General features: G+C 35.6%; 8 protein-coding genes. 6 read left to right on the top strand and 2 right to left on the bottom strand.

The features are described 5' to 3' along the window. On the top strand, positions 1-984 hold a 984-nt coding region (locus ABWO08_RS07965; RefSeq protein ID WP_353084966.1), incomplete at its 5' end, for a T9SS type A sorting domain-containing protein. Between the two features lie 217 nt (positions 985-1,201). Next, positions 1,202-13,378, top strand: a complete 12,177-nt coding sequence (locus tag ABWO08_RS07960) for an Ig-like domain-containing protein (protein ID WP_353084964.1) — start codon at positions 1,202-1,204, stop codon at positions 13,376-13,378. A 130-nt stretch (positions 13,379-13,508) separates the two neighbouring features. Here ABWO08_RS07960 and ABWO08_RS07955 read toward each other — a convergent pair whose 3' ends face one another. Next, positions 13,509-15,098: a peptide chain release factor 3 gene (locus tag ABWO08_RS07955; RefSeq protein ID WP_353084962.1), complete on the bottom strand. Its 1,590-nt coding sequence runs from the start codon at positions 15,096-15,098 to the stop codon at positions 13,509-13,511. A 221-nt stretch (positions 15,099-15,319) separates the two neighbouring features. On the opposite strand from ABWO08_RS07955, the gene ABWO08_RS07950 reads away from it, so the two are divergent. The 4 genes from ABWO08_RS07950 to ABWO08_RS07935 all read left to right on the top strand — a co-directional run bounded on the left by ABWO08_RS07950 (position 15,320) and on the right by ABWO08_RS07935 (position 22,244). Further along, positions 15,320-17,284, top strand: coding sequence for a peptidylprolyl isomerase (locus ABWO08_RS07950; RefSeq protein WP_353084960.1), 1,965 nt, complete (start codon positions 15,320-15,322; stop codon positions 17,282-17,284). A gap of 9 nt (positions 17,285-17,293) precedes the next feature. Then, the gene (locus ABWO08_RS07945; RefSeq protein ID WP_353084958.1) at positions 17,294-18,700 is read left to right on the top strand and encodes a peptidylprolyl isomerase; all 1,407 of its coding nucleotides are present in this window, start codon (positions 17,294-17,296) and stop codon (positions 18,698-18,700) included. Between the two features lie 75 nt (positions 18,701-18,775). Continuing rightward, positions 18,776-19,729 (top strand): AAA family ATPase, encoded by a 954-nt coding sequence (locus ABWO08_RS07940; RefSeq protein WP_353084956.1) that lies wholly within the window; start codon positions 18,776-18,778, stop codon positions 19,727-19,729. Between the two features lie 247 nt (positions 19,730-19,976). Continuing rightward, positions 19,977-22,244 carry an aconitate hydratase gene (locus ABWO08_RS07935; RefSeq protein ID WP_353084954.1) on the top strand — a complete coding sequence of 756 codons (2,268 nt, stop codon included), beginning with the start codon at positions 19,977-19,979 and terminating at the stop codon, positions 22,242-22,244. Between the two features lie 79 nt (positions 22,245-22,323). Here the strand turns inward: ABWO08_RS07935 and ABWO08_RS07930 are convergent, their stop codons facing one another. Continuing rightward, the gene (locus ABWO08_RS07930; RefSeq protein WP_353084952.1) at positions 22,324-23,772 is read right to left on the bottom strand and encodes a glyceraldehyde-3-phosphate dehydrogenase; all 1,449 of its coding nucleotides are present in this window, start codon (positions 23,770-23,772) and stop codon (positions 22,324-22,326) included. Positions 23,773-23,856: the final 84 nt, after the last annotated feature.

Raw genomic sequence — 23,856 nt, 5'->3', positions numbered from 1 at the left:
GCTTGTTATACGGCACCGCAAGCAGTAACTGTAACTGTAAATCCTTTGCCGGTATTTACGGTAATCAATCCAGCTGCAGTTTGTGCGCCAGCAACGGTAAACTTAAATTCAACAGTTTCTAATTCAGCATTAAGTTATCAGTTTTATACCGATGCGAATGCTACAACTATTTATGCAACTCCAACAGCTGCAACCGCAGGTACCTATTATATAGTAGGGGGTGAGGGAGCTTGTTATACTACTCCGCAAGCAGTAACTGTAACTGTAAATCCATTACCGGTATTTACGGTAACCAATCCAGCTGCAGTTTGTGCGCCAGCAACGATAAACTTAAATTCAACTGTTTCAAATACATCATTAAGTTATCAGTTTTATACTGATGCGAATGCTACAACTTTATATACATCACCAACAGCTGCAACTGCAGGTACCTATTATATAATTGGGGGTGAGGGACCTTGTTACACGGCACCGCAAGCAGTAACTGTAACTGTAAATCCTTTGCCTATAGTAGCTGCGATAACTGGAACAACTTCTGTTGATGTTAATGCAAATACAAATTTAGCAAGTAGTACGCCAGGCGGTGTTTGGTCTAGTAGTAATATGGCAGTTGCAACAGTAAACCCTAATGGAGTGGTAACAGGAGTAACTCAAGGTACTGCAACTATTAGTTATACTGTAACAAGTGGAGGTTGTTCCAATTTGCAATCGGTGTTAGTTACTGTTAACGCTTTGGGACTTGCCAACTTTGATAGGAGCTTCTTGGTATTTTATCCTAACCCAACTCAAGATGTTATTAACTTTACATACAAAGATTCTATTACAGAAGTTGAAGTGTATAATGTGCTAGGTCAAAAAGTATTAATAGCAGTTCCAAACGCTACTTCAGCAACTATCAATGTTAGTAACTTGGCCGCAGGAACCTATTTAGTTAAATTATTTTCTGGAGAATTTTTTACTACTGTTAGAATCCTGAAAAATTAACATTTTAAAATATAAATATTCACGAACCGCCTTTAAATAGGCGGTTTTTTTGTTTCTTTTCGTTTTTACTAACCTAGAAATTATGTTAATTTTTTTAATATTATAAAGAGAAAATAACATAAATTTAATTTAATTTAAATAATTTATTAACATTTTTTGTTCGTTTATAAAAAAAATATATATTTGTCAATTACATAGAATAATTAAATACTAAATTATGATAAACAATTACGATTCAGTTGAAACCTGTCTTTCCGCAGGTTCAACAAGTTCTCTAAAACAAGAAGACATCTCGTACACGGCAAAAAAACGAACCTGGCTTTCGTTTGTCACCCTGTTTGTAGCATTGTTTTCTTTTGTTTTTGCACAAGGACAAAATACTTTAATTTCACCAACAGGTGATGGTGGTTTTCAAAATGGGACAACATTTGCAGCAAATGGATGGACAAATTCAAGTTCAGTTAATAATCCTTGGATAATTGGAACTGCTGTTTCTTCAGCGCCAATTGCAGGAAATTCTGCTTACATCTCAAATAATGGTGTTGCAAATTCCTACACGACTGGAAGTGACTCTTCAAATTTCTTTTGGAGAGATATAACTGTTCCTGCTGGTGAAACATTTATTACATTAAGCTTTAATTGGATTTGTCAAGGAGAATCTATATGGGATAACTGGCAAGTATTTTATGCGCCAACAACAGTTGTTCCATCAGGATCTACTACATATCCTGGTTCAGGTGCTGCAAATGTTCCTGCAGGAATTACTGGAGCAACTTGGTTAGGAAATGGAAATTTACAAGGAACTGTTCAAACTGCAACTATTAATTTGCCAGCTTCATTAGCGGGTACCACTTTTAGATTAATATTTCATTGGAAAAATGATTCGGGTGGGACACAGCCTCCTGCAAGTATTGATAATATTTCTTTAACTTCAAGGTTACCAGTTTTAGCTGATGCTGCTCCTATAACTTTTACAGCAACAGCCGTAACTCAAACGGGAATGACTTTGAATTGGGTTGATAACTCAACAAATGAAACTGGTTTTAGAGTATACCGTTCTACAGATAATATAACTTTTACCCAAGTAGGTGCTAATATTTTATCCACAACTAGTGCTGGAACGGGTACTGCATACACTTCTGCACAAACAGGATTAACTTTTGGTACGACCTATTATTATAGAATTGTGGCTTATGTAGAAGGAGAATCTGCTCCTTTATTAGGTACACAAGCTACTTTATCACCAGTTTTACCTACCTGTGTAACAACTCCATTTCCAGCTGATGCTGCTACAGGAGTAACTTCTACACCGGTAATAACTTGGGTTGGTAATGGTTTACCAGCTCCTACATATGATGTGTATTTTAGTACTAATGCTACTTTGGTTACAAATAAAACTGCATCTGTTAGAGTTGTAACAGCATCGGCAACAGCTTCGTATACGCCTGCAGCTTTAACGCTAGGCGCTACTTATTATTGGATGGTTGTTCCTACTAGTACTGCTGGTGGACCTTCATCTTGTTCTGTATATTCATTTACAGTTGTAGCACCTGCTACATTTACAACAACTGCTGGTGGTGGTTTATGGAGTAATGCTGCTACATGGGTTGGAGGGGTTGTTCCTCCAGCTGGTAATGATGTTTCTATTCCTGCTGGTTCAATTGTTACTGCAGATCAAAATATGTCCTACAGAAATTTAGATATTTCAGGAATTTTACAATGGAATGGAACAACTCCTTCATCAACAACAAATGCTTTGACAATTGCTAATAATTTAACTATCAATTCTGGTGGTAGGCTATTAGCTTACTCAACTGCGTTTGGTGGATCTTTTATTAATGTTGCTGGTAATTTTGTTAATAATGGTTATGCTAACCTTGCCTATGCTTCGCTTCAATTTAATGGTACTGGTTCTACACTTAGTGGTACAGGTACTTTTGAAGGAGATGGTACTAGAGGTTTTATTAGAGCATTAACTTCTTTTTCTGGTAATAACATTATAAATACAACACAAGATTTAACATTGATAGGTCAAATTGCTCAAACCGCAGGTACATTAAATACAAACGGTAAATTGAGAATTGATAATACGGCCATGATACATGGTGCAAATTTAAATACTCAAGTTGCAAGTGTTGCAGTTACTGCTATGGGTAGTGCCTATAGTGTTGCTCCAATAGTTTTTGGAACTACACTAACACATTGGGTTGCAAATACTACTGGAACACAAGGAACTCGTTATGTTTCTGGTAACAATGTATATGTTTGTATTGGTGGTAATATTGGAGCTACTGCTCCAACACATACTACTGGTGTAGTAGATAATTTATTATGGTTAGGAACAATTGGTACTTTAGGTACACCTTATCCATACAATGCTGCATCAACTGCGGGTACTCAATATTTTTATGGGGATAATTTATATTTAGCAACAGCTGCAAACCTTGCAACAGCAAATACTGATGTAGCTGTTCCTGTTCATACTTCTGGTGTTGTAAATAATTATTTATATGTTGGAAGTGTTGCTAAAGTAAGCGTAAATTATGACGCTACTTCACAAACAGTTCGAAGTTTAGCATTAACTAATGCGGGTAGTGGTTATGCCTCTGCTCCTTCAATTGCTTTCACAGTTGGAGTTAATGCGGGTACTGGTTCTGGTGCTGCTGCAACCGTTTGTGTTATTCAAAGTTTAGTTGGAGGTACTTATTTTATTACTCAAAAATCTGGACAAGCTACTTTAACGGGTGGATTGACTATTAATAGTGATCAAAATGTTTCTGCATTAAGTGCAAATCCTCAAGCTAGTTCTGGAATTGGGGATGTATTCACTACTAATGGTGGTGCTAATTATACTGTTGCTCCACAAGTTGGTTTTTCTGGTCCAACTGCTTTAAATTTAGTTACTAGTGGTGGTTCAGGATATACTGCTGCTCCAACTATTACTGTAACAGGTGGAACTCAACCTGCAGGAGCTACTGCTCTAGTTACTGGAGATTTTACAATTACTGTAAATCAAGGTAAAGTGGTTTCTGTTTACTTGAATACTACTGTAACTAAAACATACATCACACCGCCTACATTAGCTTTCACTGGTGGTGGAGGTGGAACTGGCGCAACTTTAGCTTTTCCAACAAATTGTTGGCCTGCAGCTACTGCTGTGATAGGAACAAACCGTCAAATTACAAACTTTACAGTTACTAATTCCGGTTTTGGTTATGTTGCTGCTCCATCAGTTGCTGTTGGTAATGCATCTGCTACTCCTACTGGAGGTACTTATACAACAGCAATTACAGCGCCAACTGCTCGTATTGCTGCTTATCAATTACAAATAAATTTCTTTACTCCTGCTACAGCTGCAGTGACTCAATTGGATGATGCATATGTGCCTTCGAGCAGAAAAATGCATGCATTATGGTTGAGTGGAGCTGGAAGCGCAGGTATGACATTAACAGATAACCTTACATTAATTAGTTCTGGTACAAGTACTACATTAGGTACATTCCCACCATCACCACTTGTTCTTACAGCTAGTGGAGACAGTTATGGTAATATTCTTAATTTAGGTACAAAAAATCTTAATTTTACATGGAACGGTTATGCTGGTACAACTTCTACTTTTGGAGCTACAAAAGGCTTTGTAAGAAACGGTACAATATCCTTAATGGGTCGTGGTGGTTCTGGTACTTTCAATTTCCCTTTTTCAGGTACAGTTGCAATTGCTACTGGTACAACTCCTACAACAGCAACAACAGGTTCAGATATTATTAATTTAAAAGTTTCTGATACCGCTGCTCCAACTAATGGAACTAATGGTACTGGTCTTGCAACGGGTTCTCGTGCATTTAAAGTGGAGACTGCAACGGTTTTAGGTGCTGCTGGAACGGCAGGTACTAATCCAACAATTACATTGAATTACAATTCACAGGATGCTTTGACCTCTACTCAAAATGATACATTTGTAGCTGAGTCTACTTCTTTAACTGGTCCTTGGAATATTAGAAGTGCTGCAGTTGGTCTTTCTGGTGCACTTGCTGCTACAGGTTCTAGAGCTACTGCTACAACAACTCCAGGTCCTATAACTTTAACAAATGGAAACCACTATGCATGGGCAAGTGCTACAGCTACAATAGACAATATAAATAATATTGCATTATGTGCTAATTCAGGTACATTTACTATTACTGGTGCAAATCTTACTGGTGTTACCGCTGTTAATATTGGTGGTACACCGGTTACTGCATTTACAGTGGTTAATGCAACTACTATTTCAGGATTTGCTGGAAATGGCTCTAATGGTGTCGTTTCGATTACTAAAAATGGAGGTACTATATTGGGTACGCAGTCAATCGTTGTCTCTCCTTCTCCAAGCGCTCCTGCTGTAACTCCTGCAGCTCCTAGTATTGTATTAGGTGCTACAGTGAATTTAACTGCAACAGGAACAACTGGTACTATGAATTGGTATACTACTGCTACAGGTGGTACACCGGAATTTACTGGGAATATTTTTACAACACCAGCATTATGTTCAACTACAACATATTATGTTGCAGAAAATAATGGTTCTTGTGATGGAGCAAGACAAGCGGTTACGGTTACGGTACAACCTACTGTTATTACCTCTTCTGTTGCTACTTTTTGTGGTACGGGTGGAAATGCTGTTTTAAGTGTTTCTCCTGTAGATCCTTCAATTACTTACACATGGACTGCTTTAACTAGTGGTGCAACTCTTTCTGCAACTACTGGTAGTAGTGTTACAGCAACAATGGCAGTAACATCTGATTTTAAAGTTGACGCAGTTTCTGGTGCATGTACTACTAGTGCATTCTATTCTGTTGGTGTATATCCATTGCCTACCGCTAACGTTACTACAACGGCTGATGGGGTTTGTCCGGGTACTGCTGCAACTATTGAATCTGGATTAAGTGCCGGGAACTTTACTGCTGTTTGTATTCCAGCTCCAACTGCTTTAGCAACACCTCCTGCCAGTGCAGTAGTTTTGACAAATGCAGGTACTGCTGTTACAACTTTATCAGGTGGTTCTCTGGATGATGGATTTTGGAATTCACTTCCAATAGGATTTTCATTTAATTTTTTTGGAACAAATTATACAACACTTAATGTTGCTACAAATGGAACAATAAATTTTGGAGCTACAGGTGCTACACAATTTTCTTTTGTTGGTGGTTTTCCAAATGCTTCAAATCCTGCTAATACTATTGCTGTTTGTGCACGTGACTTACAGTTGGGTGCAACAGGTGGAAATTCTAGTTTTGGTCGTGGAAAAGTGACTTATTGGACTGAAGGAGTTGCTCCAAATCGTAGATTAATTGTTCAATATGATAATTGTACCTCTTGGTATTCAACTACTGCTACAGATGGAGTTAATTCTGCTGAAGCTGTTTTTTATGAAACTCTTGGTACTATTGATATTAGAGTTATTAGAGCTTCGAATCCTGCTGCTACTACAGGTTCTTTTATTAATGATTCTAGAAATAAATTTATTGGTTTGCAAAATGGTGATAAAACAATTGGAGCAACTGCTCCAAATTGTACTACAAATGCCGCTAATTTTTGGAACGGGGTTTCTAATGAAATTCTTACACCATTAGCATGGAGATTTGCTCCACCTTCAAACTATACAACAGTTTGGACTAAAACCGATTCTGCAGGTACTAGTACTATAGCATCAGGAACTAACATTTTCTCACAAAGTGTGTCTCCGCTAGAAACTACTACTTACTCAATTTCATATACAAATCAAACTACAGGTTGTGCTAACCCAGCGGGTTCTGCACAGGTTACAATGGCGGTATTAGATGGTGTAGCTCCAACAGGAATTACAACTACTTCTACAGCTACTGGACCATTGTGTGCAGGTGAGCAAGTTACTTTCAATACTAACTTTACTGGAAGCCCTGATGGTAAAACAATGCAATGGGAAGTATCTAACGATGGAGGTGCAAACTTTAATAACTGTCCTAACGGTTTCTTCGCTTTGTCATTAGGAAGTCCAACGCATGCTTACACAACAACTCCAACTCAAGCTGGAATATACAGATGTAAAATTACTGCATGTAATGGAACACCTTCTTATTCTTCTAATAGTTCAGTTTCATTTGCTTACAATATTACATCAATTACTCCTGCAACGCGTTGTGGTGTTGGTACATTAAGCTTAGCTGCTACTAGCGATGCTACAGCTCCTACTGATGTAAAATGGTATGCTACTGCAACTTCTACAACAGCTCTTGGAACTGGTTTAACATTTACAACACCTTCTTTATCTGCTACTACTACTTATTTTGTTGAAGTTTCTACTGCAACTTGTAATAGTGTTAGAGTTCCGGTTGTTGCAACTATTAATCCTGCACCAGCTTTAACAATAAGTGTTGCTTCAGTTTCTCTATGTGCTGGAGCTAGTTCAAGTGCGGTTACATTAACTGCAGGTAGTTCAGATTACAGTCAATTTGTTTGGTCACCAAGTACTGGTGTTACTGGAAATGAATCTACAGGATGGATATTTAATCCAACACAAACTACTACTTACACTTTAACTGCTAGTCAAGCTACCGGTCAATTATGTAGTAGTGTAGTTACCTTACCAATTACGGTTAATGCAATACCACCAGTTACTGTGGCAGCTTCGTTAAGTACAATTTGTGAAGGTACTTCTACAACATTAACAGCTACCTCTGAAATGCTTTCATCTGGTCCTTCTGGTTTACCAGCTGTTTATTGTGTTCCTTCAAGTTTAGGTGCTTCTAATATTTCATCTGTTACTTTTAATACACTTTCAAATGCAGTTACCCAAGTGGCACCTTTTTATGATATTTATCCTGCTACAGGTACAAATACTACTACGGTTACTGCTGGGCAAACCTATGCATTAAATGTGCAATCAGATGCAGCAAGTATTGCTTCTGTATGGATTGATTTTAATAGAGATGGAGTTTATGATGCTTCAGAATGGACACAATTGTGGACAAGTGCATCTTCAGGTTCTGTAAATATTACAATTCCTGCAAATGCTACTGCTGGACAAACGGGTATGCGTATTCGTACAAGACAGACTGGTAATACTAATGGTAATACTAGTGCTTGTATTTCTATGGGAAGTGGATCAACACAAGACTATACAATTAGAATAGAGAGTATTGCTGATGTTTCACCAACACTTACTTATGCATGGTCACCGTCAACAGGTCTTAGTTCTACAGGTGGTACTTTTGTAACAGCAAGTCCTCTTACTACTACTACTTATACTGTAACAGCAACTTCAGCTGAAGGTTGTAGTGCAAGTCAAACTATACCGGTTAATGTTATTGCTAAACCGTTGTCACCTGTTGCAGTTCCTTCATCTCAATGTGGAACACAACAGCCAACTGCAAGCGTAACAGATCCTAATAATTTTAGTTTTCCAGTCATTAATTGGTATGCTTCAAATACTGCAGCTACACCTTTACAATCAAGTATTTTAAATACTTACACTAATGATGTTAGTGCGACTACAACATTCTATGTTTCTTTAGTTAATCCTATAACAAACTGTGAAAGTTCTCGTACACCAGTTTTAGTTACTGTGACTATCCCTGATTTAATTTCTGCTACTACAAGTAGTGCAGCTATTTGTTTAGGTGAGAGTATTACTTTAACTTCTGTAAATACAGCTTCTACTCCTTCACAAACATATACTTATGCTTGGTCATCTCAAGATGGAAGTGGAATTGTAAATGGTACTCCTGGTTCACCATTAATTGCTACACCAACTGCTGCTGGTACTTATACTATTACAGCTACAGGTACAGCTGCTGCAACAGGTTCAGTTCCTCAATGTGTAACTACTAGTACAGTTACTGTTGTTGTTAATGCATTGCCAGTTATTACTACTGCTACTGCTAATCCTTCTATTGCTTGTGCTGGAAGTACAATTGCACTTGAAGCTACAATCATTGAAAATGGTAACGGAAATGTTACTGTAGGATCTGGAGCAACCACATCTACAAGTGCTGCAAATAATCCATTTTATGGAGGTTATGGCGGTGTAAAAACACAATATTTATTTAAAGCTTCAGAACTTACAGCATTAGGGTTATCTGCTGGAAATATTACTTCATTAGGAATTGATATTACTTCTGCTGGTTCTACTCTATCTGGTTTTGGAGTAAATATTGGAGCTACATCTCTATCAGCTCTAACAACAAATATTGAGAATGTTTCTGACAATGTTTATTCTGGAACATTTACTCCATCTGTTGGTGTTAATACTATTAATTTTAGTACCCCTTATAATTGGGATGGAACTTCAAACATTATTTTGAGCTTCTGTTGGAGTAATGGTAACACATTTAATACTGCATCTAATGTTAAAGTTGATACAACACCTTTTGTTTCAGCAAATGCTCGTTATGTAGATTCTCAAACAGCAACTGATGTTTGTTCTTACACGGGTAGTACTACTCCGGCAGGATGGAATGGAACCTCAACTACTAGTTCAACTCGTCCAATGATTACTTTTGCAGGTATAGTACCTACTAATAATGTAGCTAATTATAACTGGTCATGGACTAATGGTGCTACCAATGTATTAAATACAGCTTCAGGCACTACAGTTGTTCCTACTGGTGCAACAACTACTTATACTGTTACGTCTACTATTGCTGCAACTGGTTGTAGTTCTAGTCAAAATGTATTAGTTTCAACGAATGTTGCTCCGTTAGCAATATCTGGTGGAGTAACACCAGCAACTACAGTTGTTTGTATAGGTTCATCTGCAACACTTTCTGCTGTGCCATCAGGTGGTTGTATTCCTTATACTTATGCTTGGAGTACTGCTAGTGGTCCAATTGCAGGTCAAATAGGCTCTACTTTAACTGTTACACCAACTGCTACAACTGTTTATACAGTTACAGTAACAGATAATGCGGGTACTATAGTTTCTTCATCTAGTACTGTTACAGTAAATAATCCGCAACCAACTGTTGTAGGACAAACATTATGTGCTAATAGTGCTGCATTTACACTTACTGCTACACCATCTAGTGCAAGTAATAGTGTGAATTGGTTTGCAAGTCCAACTAGTACTGCTGTATTAGCTTCTACTAGTTCATTTACTACTCCGTTATTAACTGCTGCTTCAACTACATATTATGTTGAAGAAAGAGCTAATGAGCCAGTATTAGCTGGTAATGGTATAGGAACAGCTACTCTTCCAAATTCTCCTTTTTGGTTTTCTCAAAGAGGTGTTGTATTCACAGCTACTAAATCATTTAAATTGGTTTCTGCAGAGTATTATTCTCAAGATACTGATGTTAGTAATACGGTATCTATTCGTTTACTTGATGATGCAACTGGAACTCAAGTTGCTTCTACTAATGTAATAGTTCCTCAAGGCGCTAATCCGAGTTGGTATACCATGAATATTAATTTTGATGTGGTACCTGGTACTTATAGATTATTAGCTTCTTATTCTGAATCAGCTGATAGAGTTACTGCTGGAGTAAACTATCCATATTCATTAGGTACTTCTGGAAGTATTACTACCGGATATAATCTTGGAAATGATAGTACATCATACAATTACTTCCATAATATTACTATTCAAGAATTTTGTAATGGTACTCGTGTACCAGTTACAGCTACCTTGAATGCTCCTCCAGCATTTGCTATTAGCGGAGCTACAACTACTATTTGTGAGGCAGATACTACTGCTCCTGTTACTGTAATTACTGGCGCAACAGATTATGATCAATATACTTGGTCTCCTGCTACAGGTGTTACTAGTGGTGCAAATGGTTGGACATTTAACCCAACTACAACTACTTCATATACCCTAACAGCTTCTCAATCTGCTGGTGTATGTAGCAACTTGGTATCTTATGTAGTAAATGTGAATCCATTACCAACAGCAATAACAATTACTCCTGCTGCTCCTGCAGTATGCGTTGGAAGTACTCAAATGTTAACCGCTGCTGGTGGTAACTTTGTTCAAAATGCTTACACTCAAACTATGGAGGTATCTCCTTCAGAATTTGGAGTTACCGGAGGTGCAAGTGCAACTCTTGATAATACTTATTATTCTCAAGGTTCTAGTTCATTGTTATTTACTACCGCTAATACAGATGCAAATGAAAGACTAACATTAAATCAAAATGTTGATTTAAATGGTGCTACAAGTGCTACAGTTACTTTTTCTCATATTGCAGGTATGGAGCAAGGCTGGGATTTTGGTTTTGTTCAATACTCTTCAAATGGTGGTGATACTTGGGATACATTTAGTTCAACTAGTTATGTAGGTTCAGCATCTACAACAGTATTTACTGGTGGTAATGCAAGATTTTGTTCAACAAGTTATACAGATTGGAATAATACATTTACAACTGATGCTTCTACTCCTGGTACAGGTCCTGCAACAAGTTTATGGAAAACAGAAACATTTAATGTTCCTGCTGCTGCATTAACTTCACAGTTTAGAATTAGATTCCGTTATACTACAGATTCTAGTACAAATTATTACGGTTGGTTAATTGATAATGTGAAAATTGCAAGAACACAAAGTAACATTACATGGTCTCCTGCAACTAATTTGTATACAGATGCTGCTGCAACTGTTCCTTATGTTGCTAATGCTAATTCTGCTACTGTTTATGTGAAATCTGCGCAAGCTGGTTCTCAAACTTATACTGCAACATCAGTTTCTTCTTTTGGTTGTATAAGAACTGCAACTGTACCTGTTACAATTAACGCATTGCCAACAGTGGTTACTAATGCTGTAACTGTTTGTGCTCCTGCAACTGTTGATTTAACTGCTGCTTCAGTTACAACTGGATCAAGTTCAGATATTGTTTCATATACATATTGGAGCAATAATAATGCTACTACGCCATTAGCAAATCCTTCTGCTGTTGCTGTTTCTGGTACTTATTATATAGTTGCTAGTAATGCAAATGGTTGTTCTTCTGCAATAACTCCGGTTACAGTAACGGTTAATCCATTACCAGTATTAACAATCACTAACCCTGCAACAGCTTGTTTTCCTGCAACGGTTGATTTAACTGCTGCGGCTGTAACTGCTGGATCTAGTTCAACAGGAATGACATTGTCATACTTCACTGATGCTGATGCAACCGTTGCTTTAGCAACACCTGCTGCAGTAACAACTTCAGGTACTTATTATATTAAAATTACTAATAATGCTACAGGTTGTAATGTAATTAGCCCAGTAGTTGTAACTATTGATGTGACAAGTGCACCAACTGGTGCTGCTACTCAAACGTTCTGTGGAGCTGCTAATCTATCTCAACTTTCAGTAACTGGAAGTAACATTAGATGGTATAGCGCTGCAACTGGCGGTGTTGAATATCCAGCTTCAATCTGGACAGCGGTTGGTTTAGTAAATGGCACTACTTATTATGCTTCACAAACCGTTAATGGATGTCAAAGTGTTCCTAGATTAGCAGTAACTGTTTCAATCAATGCAACACCTTCTGCTCCAAATGCATCTGCACAATCTTTCTGTGGAAGTGCTTCTGTTGCTGATTTAGTTCCTTCTGGTTCTTCATTAACATGGTACGATGTTGCTACTGCTGGTTCAGCATTAACTTCAGGTACTGCTTTAGCATCAGGTACTTATTATGTTTCACAAACAACTAATGGTTGTGAAGGTCCAAGAACTGCTGTAGCTGTTACTGTAAATGTAACTTCAGCTCCAACTGCATCTGCTCAAACATTCTGTGGTCCTGTAACTGTATCTAGTTTAGTTGCTTCAGGAACTTCAATTAGATGGTATAATGTTGCAACAGGTGGTGCTGCTTTAGCTGGATCTACTTCATTGTCAACAGGTACTTATTTTGTAACTCAAACATTAAATGGATGTGAGAGCCCAAGATTGTCTGTTGCTGTAACTGTGAACACAGTTGCTGCGCCAACTGGTGCTTCTCTTCAAGATGCATGTATTACAGAAACAATTGCTGACTTTGTAGTAACTGGTGATACTGGTGCTGTATTAACTTGGTATGCTACAAGTACTTCAACTACTTCAATCCCTACATCAACTCCTGCAGTATTGAATTCATTCTATTATGTTTCTCAAACTGTTAATGGTTGTGAAGGACCAAGATTAGTAGTTATTGCTTCTGGACCATGTTTAGGTAACGAAGAGTTTGATATGTCAAGCTTCTCTTACTATCCAAATCCAACTAGAGATATTGTAAACATTAGTTACTCTAAAGAAATAACTCAAATTAAAGTATTCAACATGCTTGGTCAACAAGTAATTGATACTAAAGTTAATTCTACGACTACACAAGTTGATTTATCTCGATTTGCAACTGGTACTTACTTTATAGAAGTTACTTCTGATGAAGTATCAAAAACAGTTAAAGTTATTAAAAACTAATAGTACTTTATAAATAGAAAAGAGCCATCGAATGATGGCTCTTTTTTTTTGCTAACTAACTTGTAAATGATAATATATAAAAAACCCTTCTCAATTTGAGAAGGTTTTTTTATTTTAAATAGAATAATAGTTAATCAAATTCTGAAGTGAAGAATAATTTTACACTTGGGTATTTACTTTGCGTCATTTGAATAGTAAAATCTGAATCTGCTAAAAATACTAATTGATTGTATTTGTCATGCGCTAAGAACTTTTGCTTTACGCGTCTGAATTCTTTGAACTCTTCGTTTTTTGCATCATCGGGTTTTACCCAACACGCTTTATGAACCGGGAAATTTTCGTAGGTACATTTTGCACCATACTCATGCTCTAAACGGTATTGAATAACTTCGTATTGAAGCGCACCAACGGTACCAATTACTTTTCGATTATTCATTTCTAAAGTAAATAATTGAGCAACACCTTCGTCCATTAATTGATCAACTCCTTTTTCCAATTGTTTTGCTTTCATTGGATCGGCATTGTTAATGTATCTAAAATGCTCTGGTGAGAAACTCGGAATTCCTTTGAAATTCATATTCTCTCCTTCAGTTAAAGTGTCTCCAATTTTAAAATTTCCAGTGTCATGTAATCCAACAATATCTCCTGGATAGGAAATATCTACGATCTCTTTCTTTTCTGCAAAAAATGCATTCGGACTCGAAAATTTTAAACTTTTATTTAATCGAACATGTGTATAGGGTTTGTTTCTTTCAAAAGTTCCCGATACAATTTTAATAAATGCCAATCGATCGCGGTGTTTTGGATCCATATTGGCGTGAATCTTAAATACAAACCCAGATAGTTTTTCTTCTTCAGGATTTACTAATCGCGTATCCGATTCTTTTGCTCTAGGTGTTGGAGCTATTTCTACGAAACAATCTAAAAGTTCGCGAACTCCAAAATTGTTCAAAGCAGAACCAAAAAATACCGGTTGTAAATTACCTGCCAAATATTCTTCTTTACTAAATGCCGGATAAACTTCTTCAATTAATTCTAATTCTTCCCGCAATTTGATTGCTGGATTTTCACCAATCAATTTATCAAGTTCCGGACTCATTAAATCCGATATAGCAATAGTGTCTTCAATGTTTTTTCTGCTGTCACCACTAAATAGATTTATGTTTTTCTCCCACATATTGTATATACCCTGAAAATCATATCCCATTCCAATAGGAAAACTTAACGGAGTTACTTGTAAACCTAATTTCTTCTCTACTTCATCCATAAGATCAAACGCATCTTTTCCTTCTCGGTCTAACTTATTGATGAATACAATAATTGGAATTTTACGCATTCTACAAACCGAAACTAATTTCTCAGTTTGTTCCTCAACTCCTTTTGCCACATCAATTACAACAATTACGCTATCAACAGCGGTTAATGTTCTAAAGGTGTCCTCTGCAAAATCTTTGTGCCCTGGAGTATCTAGAATGTTAATTTTTTTGTCTTTATAGTTAAAAGCCAATACTGAGGTGGCAACAGAAATACCTCTTTGGCGTTCTATTTCCATAAAGTCACTCGTCGCACCTTTTTTTATCTTGTTGTTTTTGACTGCTCCCGCTTCCTGAATAGCCCCCCCAAAAAGTAATAATTTTTCGGTCAAGGTTGTTTTTCCAGCATCGGGATGCGAGATGATCCCAAATGTTCTGCGGCGTAATATTTCTTTTAAAAAGCTCATAGTTCTAGTAATGGATTGCAAAAATACTATTTATTAAATAAATAACTAATGCTAGTTGGTATTTCCAATGGCAATATCAATTTCTGTTAATAAATTTTTGTTAATAGTAGGTACTAATGTTGTTTAATACTTCCTATTTGTTACTTTTGTTGATTGTATTTAGATTTATCTAAATGTATAATTTATATTGTTTTGTATAACTTAATTTAATTGAATTGACAATGAAGTTAAAGCATGTTTTTTTAGGATTTTTGATGGGATTTTTTTTAGTTGCAAATGCGCAATCTAGTTCCAAAGAAGTTTTATTTACTATTGATGACCAACCATTTTATACTGATGAATTTATAAGAGTTTATAATAAAAACTTAGATTTAGTAAAAGACGAATCTCAAAAAGATTTGAATCTATATTTAGAATTATTTATTGGATATAAATTAAAAGTATCTAAAGCAAATAAATTGGGATTGCAAAACAATTCACAATACCAAACCGAATTAAAAAGCTACAGAACTCAATTATCAAAGAATTACACCACCGATTCTAAAGTAACCAAAGAACTTGTAGATGAAGGTTATAAAAGACTACTAAAAGAGGTAAATGCTTCGCACATATTAATTTTAGCCGATGAGAATGCGGCTCCAGCAGATACTTTAGCAGCATATAATAAAGTAATGGCAATTCGATCTAGAATTCAAAATGGTGAAGATTTTGGAACCTTGGCAGCAGCACTTTCTCAAGATCCATCTGCTAAAGACAATAAAGGTAACTTAGGTTATTTTACTAGTTTTAAAATGGTTTATGCCTTTGAAAATGGTGCATATAACACCTCGCTTGGTTCCGTTTCAATGCCTGTTCGCACGCGTTTTGGATATCATTTAATTAAAGTTAATGACATTAGAGATAATCGTGGTGAGGTTGCTGTTTCTCATATTATGATATTAAAAAACAAAGAAGGTGTTGCTGTTGAAAATGCTAAAGCTACATGTGAAGCTATTTATCAAAAATTACAACAAGGAGAAAATTTTGAAGAATTAGCAAAACAATTTTCAGAAGATAAATCTTCTGCATCAAAAGGCGGAGCGCTAAATCGTTTTGCCTCTGGACAACTTAGTTCTGAAGAATTTGAAAACCAAGCGTTCTCTTTAACTAAAGAAAATCCAATTTCAAAACCATTTGAAACTCAGTTTGGATGGCATATTGTAAGACTAATGGATAAGTTTCCGGTTAAGTCTTATGAAGATTCAAAATTAGAATTAGAGAATAAAATTAGCAAAGATGATCGTTCTAGATTGATTACGAATTCATTAACAGAAAAATTAAGAGCAAAATATCCAATAAAAAAAGAAGCAAAATTATATGCTGATTTATCAAAAGCGGTTACAGATGCTTTTTTTGAGAACAAATGGGCGGTTCCAACTGATGTGAAGAAATACGATAAAACCGTATTCTCAATTGGAACAAAAAGTTACAAAGGAACCGAATTCTTAGATTATGTTTTCTCAAAACAAAAAGCGGGTTCTGCAATTAGACCTATAGAGAAACTAACTAATTTTCTATTTGACTCTTTCGTTGATGAAAAAAGAAATCAATATTATAATGACAACTTAGAAAATGAATTTCCAGAATTTTCTGCAGTTATGGATGAATACCGTGATGGTCTTTTGTTATTTGATTTAATGGATAAAGAAATTTGGCAACGCTCTAAATCAGATACCACTGGATTAAAGGCTTTTTATGAAACTCAAAAAGACAAACACCTTTGGAAAACCAGAGTGAATACCGAAATTTACTCTTCGACAGACATCAATAAAATGAAAAAAGTTTTAAGTATGTTGAAGAAAAATCAAACGTCTAAAGTTATCAAAGATAAATTCAACTCTAAAGACAACGTAAGTGTAATGTTTTTTGAAGGAATATATGAAGAAGGAGCAGAGGCATTACCTAAAGGCACAAAAATGGAAATGGGAGTTTCTGAAATCACAAATAAAGGGGAATATTATTATATAACCAATGTGAAAGAGGTGCTTCCTGCAGGTTCTAAAACTCTTGATGAATGTAGAGGTAAATTAGTAAATGAATACCAACAATATTTAGAGCAAAATTGGGTCAATGAATTGAAAAAAGAATTTAATGTGAAAGTTGAGAACCCTGTTTTTGAAAAATTAAAAAATCAAATTAAAAAATAAAATCGAATAATGAAGAATGTTTTAAATAATAAAAGAATACTAGGGATCTTCCTTTTTTTAATTGGTTTTTATGGTAACGCACAAGAGATAATTAAAGAAAAAGAGCCAGAAAAGAAACCAGTTTTACAACAAAAAAGACAAAAAGTAGATGGTATTGTTGCTACTGTTGGAGATTATATTGTCTTGGATTCTGATATTGATAAAGCCTTTTTAGAAATTGAAAGTTCTGGCAGTTCTACCAAAGATATTACGCGTTGTCAAATGCTAGGTAAATTACTTGAAGATAAATTGTATGCGCACCAAGCAATTCAAGATTCAATTGTGGTGAAAGACGAAGAAGTCAAAGAAAAGATGAATCAACAGCTTGATTATATGGTTGAGCAATTGAAATCTATGGATAATGTTGTAAAATATTTCAAGAAAAATAGTGAAGATGAATTTAAAACGGAACTTTTTGAAATTTTGAAACAACAAAAATTAGCTGCAGAAATGCAGAAAAAAATCATTGATCCAATTCAAATTACACCCGAAGAAACCCGAAATTTCTTTAAGAAAATTCCTGAATCAGATAGACCACTATTAGGAGCAGAATTAGAAATGGCCCAAATTGTAATCATTCCTAAAGTATCTGAACTTGAAAAACAAGCGGTAGTAAACCGACTGAAAGAGATCAAAAATGAAGTATTAGCCGGTGCTAGTTTTACAACTAAAGCAGTTTTGTATACAGAAGATCCAGGTTCAAGATCAAGTGGTGGTTTCTATAAAATAAACAAGAAAACACCTTTTGTAAAAGAATTTAAAGATGTTGCATTTTCATTGCAAGAAGGAGAAATATCGGATCCTTTTGAAACCGAGTTTGGATTTCATATCATTTATTTAGAGAAAATAAAAGGACAAGATTTAGAGTTGCGTCACATTTTGATGGCAGCTAAGATCACTCCAGATGCTTTGAAAGAAGCAAAAGAAAAAATAGAATTAATTAGAAAACGTATTCTAGATAAAGAAATAACTTTTACAGAAGCAGCAAGAACAATTTCTGATGAAAAAGAAACTCGTGCAAACGGAGGAACTTTAATTAATCCAAAAACTCAAGACACTCATTTTGAGTTAACCAAAATGGATCCTGAATTTTACGCTCAAGTTTCAAATATGAATAATGGTGATATTTCGCCAGTTATTTTAGACGAAGATCCTAAAGCTGGTAAAAGATATAAAATCATTACAGTAACTAATAAAATCGAACAACATATTGCTGATTTTAGTAAAGATTATACTAAAATTAAAGATTTGGCTCTCAAAGAAAAACAAATCAACGCGATTGCTAAGTGGTCGGAAGCAAAAATTAAAGAAACTTATATTAAAATTAATGGTGAATATTCAAATTGTGAATACGCTAATAATTGGCTTAAAAAATAGTCAGTAGTAAGCAGATGTTACTTCACAGATTTTCTAACTTCCATCTTCAAACTCCCAACTTTAAACTCAAATAGTATGTCGGATGTAGCTGCAATACAAAGTTTAGTTCAAAAAAAAATCGAACTTAAGAAAGAAATTTCCAAAATTATTATTGGGCAAGATGTGGTTGTCGACCAAGTTTTATTAAGTATATTTTCTGGAGGGCATTCACTTTTAGTTGGAGTTCCTGGATTGGCTAAGACCTTAATGGTGAATACCATTTCACAAGCTTTAGGATTGGCTTTCAAGCGCATTCAGTTCACACCCGATTTAATGCCTTCGGATATTTTAGGAAGTGAAATCCTTGATGAAAACCGTCAGTTTAAATTTATTAAAGGACCTATTTTTTCAAATATTATCCTAGCCGACGAGATCAATAGAACCCCACCAAAAACTCAAGCGGCGCTATTAGAGGCAATGCAAGAGCGTTCGGTAACTATTGCAGGTCAAAACTATAAATTAGATTTACCTTATTTCGTTTTAGCAACCCAAAATCCAATTGAACAAGAAGGAACCTATCCTTTGCCAGAAGCACAATTAGACCGTTTTATGTTTGCTATTAAACTTGATTATCCTTCATTTGCAGAAGAGGTTGAAGTTGTAAAAAGTACAACTTCAGATGCTAAGCCAACAATTAACCCTTTGTTTTCTGCTCAAGAAATTATCGATTTCCAACACTTAATTCGTCGTATCCCGGTTGCAGATAATGTAATTGAATATGCGGTTACTTTGGTAAGTAAAACTCGACCTGATAATGCACTTTCTAATGAATTTGTAAAAAATTATTTAGACTGGGGTGCAGGACCTAGAGCTTCTCAAAATCTAATTTTGGCTGCAAAAGCAAATGCGGCTTTCAACGGAAAATTCTCTCCAGATATTGAAGATGTTAAAGCCGTTGCTGTTGGAATTCTTCGTCATAGAATTATCAAGAATTACAAAGCTGATGCCGAAGCAATCACTGAAGAAATGATTATTGATAAATTGTTATAGTTAAATCAATATATTTAATAGAAAACCCTAACCAAAAAAATGGTTAGGGTTTTGTGCTTTTAATGATTTCTTAATTAAATCAATATAATTTATTTTTTGACCTTAATAATGCTATTTTAGTAAAAATCATATCTCAAAATTGATTATTTCGTAAATTATTAAAATCAAAGAACTTATTTGATTAAAAATTTTTAAAAACTTCATCGTTTTCGTAAATTTGCTTTGCAAATAAATAACCTATTACATTATGGCTTTTGATATCGAAATGATTAAAAAAGTGTACGGTACAATGGCAGAACGTGTTGACAAAGCACGGGAGTTAGTTGGTCGTCCATTAACACTTTCTGAAAAGATTTTATATTCACATTTATGGGAAGGAAAGCCTTCTCAAGCTTTTTCAAGAGGAAAAGATTATGTTGATTTTGCCCCAGATAGAGTAGCATGCCAAGATGCAACGGCTCAAATGGCATTATTACAATTCATGCATGCAGGAAAGAAAACTGTTGCTGTTCCTACAACAGTGCATTGTGACCATTTAATACAGGCGAAAGTTGGTGCTACTACTGATTTAGCTGTAGCAAATTCGCAATCAAAAGAAGTTTTTGATTTTCTTTCTTCAGTTTCAAACAAATACGGAATTGGTTTTTGGAAACCAGGTTCTGGAATTATTCACCAAATTGTTTTAGAAAATTATGCATTTCCTGGTGGAATGATGATTGGTACCGATTCTCATACCGTAAATGCTGGTGGTTTAGGGATGTTAGCTATTGGTGTTGGAGGTGCTGATGCAGTTGATGTAATGTCAGGAATGTCTTGGGAATTGAAATTTCCAAAACTTATCGGAGTTAAATTGACAGGAAAATTAAACGGTTGGACAGCTCCAAAAGATGTAATTCTAAAAGTGGCTGATATTCTTACTGTAAAAGGGGGAACCGGAGCTATAGTAGAATACTTCGGTGAAGGCGCTATCAACATGTCATGTACAGGAAAAGGAACTATCTGTAACATGGGAGCAGAAATTGGTGCAACAACTTCAACTTTTGGATACGATGATTCCATGAGAAGATATTTAGTGGCAACAGGTCGTCAAGATGTAGTGGATGCTGCCGATAAAGTAGCGGATTATTTAACTGGTGATGCTGAAGTTTATGCTAATCCAAGTCAGTATTTTGACGAGTTAATCGAAATTAACTTATCAGAATTAGAACCACATATTAACGGACCTTTCACTCCAGATAGAGGAACACCAGTTTCTAAAATGAAAGAAGAAGCAACCAAAAATGGTTGGCCTTTAAAAGTAGAATGGGGTTTAATTGGTTCTTGTACCAATTCATCATATGAAGATATGGCGCGTGCTGCATCTATAGTTGAACAAGCCGTTGCTCACGGAATCTCTCCAAAAGCAGAATTCGGAATCAATCCTGGTTCTGAGCAAATTCGATTTACTATTGAAAGAGATGGGATCATCGCAACTTTCGAGAAAATGGGAACTAAAGTATTTACAAATGCTTGCGGACCATGTATAGGACAATGGGATAGAGAAGGAGCCGATAAAGGAGAAAAAAATACCATCGTTCATTCGTTTAACAGAAATTTCTCAAAACGTGCCGATGGAAATCCAAATACCCATGCTTTTGTAACTTCTCCAGAAATGGTTGCCGCTTTAGCAATTTCAGGGGATTTATCTTTTAATCCAATAACTGATACTTTATTGAATGATAAAGGTGAAGCCGTGAAATTAAATCCTCCAACAGGTGATGAATTACCAAAAAGAGGTTTTGATGTAGAAGATGCAGGTTTTCAAGCGCCGGCTGCCGATGGAAGTAATGTACAAGTTGCGGTTTCTCCAACATCGGATAGGTTACAACTTTTAGCACCATTTGATGCTTGGGATGGTAAAAATTATACGGGAGCTAAATTATTAATCAAAGCTTTTGGAAAATGTACCACTGACCACATCTCAATGGCAGGTCCATGGTTACGCTTCCGCGGACATTTGGATAATATTTCTAATAACATGTTGATAGGTGCTGTAAACGCATACAATCAAGAAGCTAATAAAGTTAAAAATCAATTAACTGGAGAGTATGCTGCTGTGCCAGCTGTTGCAAGAGCTTATAAGGCTGCCGGAGTTCCTTCAATCGTTGTTGGAGATCAAAACTATGGTGAAGGTTCTTCTCGTGAGCATGCTGCAATGGAGCCTCGATTCTTAGGTGTGAAAGCGGTATTGGTTAAATCATTTGCTCGTATTCACGAAACGAACTTGAAAAAACAAGGTATGTTAGCATTAACTTTTGCTAATGAAGCTGATTACGACAAAATTCAAGAGAATGACACTTTTGATTTTGTAGATTTAACAAGCTTTGCTCCAGGTAAACCATTAACTATTGCGATTACTCACGCAGACGGTTCTCAAGAATCTATCTTGGCTAATCATACGTATAATGACAGTCAAATTGGTTGGTTTAAAGCAGGGTCAGCATTAAATTTAATTGCTGCTGCTGGAAATGCTTAATTAGTTTTCCAACTATATAATCAAAAACTCCCAAGTATACTTGGGAGTTTTTTTATTTGAATTAATAATTAGCTAGCTACTAATAGTAAGTATATCTTCTCACTTTTGCTATGTATTTTGCCAATCTAATTACTTGATGGCTGTAGCCGTATTCGTTATCATACCATACATATAATACAATATTATTTCCGTCGGCAGAAACAATTGTGGCGTTGCTGTCAAATATCGATGGTGCCGAAGTACCAACAATATCCGAAGAAACCAATTCGTTATTTAAAGAATATTTTATTTGCTCTACCAATTCACCTTCTAATGCATAGTGTTTCATGATGTTGTTTACTTCTTCAATTGAAGTTGTTTTTCCAACTTCAAGATTAAGTACTACCAATGAACCATTAGGAACCGGAACTCGAATAGCATTAGAGGTAAGTTTTCCTGCTAAACTAGGTAATGCTTTAGCAACTGCACTTCCTGCACCAGTTTCAGTAATTACCATATTTAAGGCTGCAGCTCTTCCACGACGGTATTTTTTATGCATGTTATCTACCAAATTCTGGTCGTTGGTATAGGCATGAATGGTTTCAAGATGTCCTTTTACCACTCCAAGAGTGTCTTCGACCGCTTTTAATATTGGGGTAATTGCATTGGTTGTACAAGAAGCAGCAGAAAAAATGGAAACTTCATCTGGATTGTAATCATTATGATTTACACCGTAAACAATATTTGGAACTCCTTTTCCAGGCGCTGTAAGTAATACTTTATCAACTCCTTTGGATGTTAAATGGCGTTGCAGCGCTTCTTCAGTTGTGAAAGCCCCAGTGTTATCAATTACCAGTGCATTGTCAATTCCGAATTGGGTATAATCTATTTCTTCAGGTGAATTGGCAGTAATAACATGAACCGTAGTTCCATTAATTAGTAAGGCATTGTTTTCAATATCGGCAGAAACCGAACCATGAAAATCTCCGTGAACTGAATCATATTGTAATAAAGAGGCTCTTTTTTCTAGAGATTGTGCATCATTTCTATCACGAGTAACAATGGCTCGCAATCTAAGTTGTTGCCCTTTTCCAATTTTGCTCATCATTTCACGAGCTAAAAGTCGACCAATTCTTCCAAAACCATAAAGCACAACATCTTTTGGAGTTATGTCTTCAGAGTTTTTAGAATCTTTTAATTTGTCAATTACAAATGCTTTAGCATCGTTATATTTATTATCCTCTAAATGGTATTCATAAGTTAATTTTCCAATATCAATTCGTGACGGCGGAAGATCTAAATTTAAAATGGCACTTGCAATTTCAACTGTATCAAAAACATTAATTGGCTTTTGAACAAATTCACCTGCATATTCATGCAAGTTCATGATGGTACTCACCGTGGTATCAATTAGTTGATTTCTAAAGAAAATTAATTCGATAGATTTATCGTACCATAAATCGCTAATAATTTTAATAAATTCAACTCCGGCTTTGCGGCGATCTGCTTGTAAAGACAGTTCTTTTTCGTACAAATTGTTATAGTTCATGTGAGATAGTAATATTTAGAAGTATGTTTTCTATGTAATTTGGTGCAAAAGTAATTAACTATATCGTTTTCGTAAAATTATTTG

The sequence above is a fragment of the Flavobacterium sp. genome (assembly GCF_040383245.1).
In the GTDB taxonomy this organism is placed as follows: domain Bacteria; phylum Bacteroidota; class Bacteroidia; order Flavobacteriales; family Flavobacteriaceae; genus Flavobacterium.
This window is presented reverse-complemented; position numbering and strand designations above follow the sequence as displayed.

Coding starts and splice junctions, on each gene's coding strand:
- ABWO08_RS07960 (WP_353084964.1), top strand. CDS start 1,202: ATGATAAACAATTACGATTCAGTTGAAACCTGTCTTTCCGCAGGTTCA.
- ABWO08_RS07955 (WP_353084962.1), bottom strand. CDS start 15,098: ATGAGCTTTTTAAAAGAAATATTACGCCGCAGAACATTTGGGATCATC.
- ABWO08_RS07950 (WP_353084960.1), top strand. CDS start 15,320: ATGAAGTTAAAGCATGTTTTTTTAGGATTTTTGATGGGATTTTTTTTA.
- ABWO08_RS07945 (WP_353084958.1), top strand. CDS start 17,294: ATGAAGAATGTTTTAAATAATAAAAGAATACTAGGGATCTTCCTTTTT.
- ABWO08_RS07940 (WP_353084956.1), top strand. CDS start 18,776: ATGTCGGATGTAGCTGCAATACAAAGTTTAGTTCAAAAAAAAATCGAA.
- ABWO08_RS07935 (WP_353084954.1), top strand. CDS start 19,977: ATGGCTTTTGATATCGAAATGATTAAAAAAGTGTACGGTACAATGGCA.
- ABWO08_RS07930 (WP_353084952.1), bottom strand. CDS start 23,772: ATGAACTATAACAATTTGTACGAAAAAGAACTGTCTTTACAAGCAGAT.